Here is a 1,262-nt window from a genome sequence, read left to right on the forward strand (position 1 = left end):
CACGGACCTGCCACGCGTGGCGACCGTCGGGCAGCGCGACGTGCGAGCCCGGCATCCGGCCCTCGCCCGACCCGCCCCCGGCGGTGACCTTGGGCCACAGGGTGCGGCGCTTCCACGCAGTCCCCGGCACCGGCGCGTACCGGCCGGGGCCCGTGACGTAGCCGTGGATCATCTCCACGACGCTGGGCACGTCGATGGTGTGACCGTGCACGTACAGCTGCGCGACGGCGTGCAGGAACGTGTCGGCCTCGGACTCCTTGCGCTTGAGCGCATGGAGCAGGTTGGGCTCCATGAGGCCGGCGTCGAAGCACGTCGCGGCCACCGACATCGCGGCCACCGGGTTGGGGGCCAGCTCGAGGAACGTCACGTACCCGGCGTCGACGGCCTTGCGTACGGCGTGGGTGAACCACACGGAGTGCCGCATGCCCTTGACCCAGTACTCCTCCGCGTGGACCGGCTCGTGACCGGCGCGGTAGAAGGTCTCGCGGTCGACGGAGGAGAACAGGCCGGAGGTGAGCTCGCGCGGCTCGAGACCCGCGATCTCCGCGGCCAGCTCACCGAGGAGCATGTCCACGTCCGAGGTGTGGCCGGCGCCGCGGACCTGCAGCTGGCGGGCGAACTTGCCCTGCTCCTCGACCCACGCGACGAAGTCGGCGACGGGCTTGGCACGGCCGCCGACCGTGGTGTGGGTGGGCGCGGCGTAGACGGCGGGCTCGATGGAGGCGAACTGCGGGTTGTCGGCGATGATCTGCGCGATCTCCTCGGCCGAGTACTCGACCAGCGCCATCGCGCCGGCCTCATCCTCCGAGACCTGCCCCTCGGCGTCGCCCATGAGACGCGAGCGCACGCAGATCACGCGGACGGCGTCCTCGAGGCCGAGGCCACCGGTCGCGTAGGCCGCGGCCACCTCACCCATCGAATGCCCGATCACGGCCTCGGGCTTGGCCCCGAGCGCGCGCAGGGTGTCGACCAGCGCCACCTGGATGGCGAAGATCCCGACCTGGGAGTTCTCCAGCTCGTACGTCTGTGAGTCATCGAGGATCAACTCCGCGATCCGGTAGCCGGCCTCGAAGTCGATGAGCTCGTCCACCGCGTCCAGGCACGAGGCGAACAGCGGGTTGGACAGGTAGAGCTCCTTGGCCATCTTCCGGTGCTGGGACCCGAAGCCGGAGAACACCCACACGTCGCCGGTGCCGGCGGGGGCGTCGGCGCTGAACACGCCGGGACCGGGGTCGCCGGCGGCCAGCGCGCGCAGGCCCGCC

At 71.6% G+C, this 1,262-nt stretch carries 1 protein-coding gene; it reads right to left on the reverse strand.

The annotated features are described in order from the left end of the window. The coding region (locus tag G6024_RS03850) for an acyltransferase domain-containing protein (protein ID WP_159148101.1) at positions 1-1,262 on the reverse strand (1,262 nt) is incomplete at both ends.

The organism is Dietzia maris (assembly GCF_014144855.1).
Taxonomy (GTDB): domain Bacteria; phylum Actinomycetota; class Actinomycetes; order Mycobacteriales; family Mycobacteriaceae; genus Dietzia; species Dietzia kunjamensis.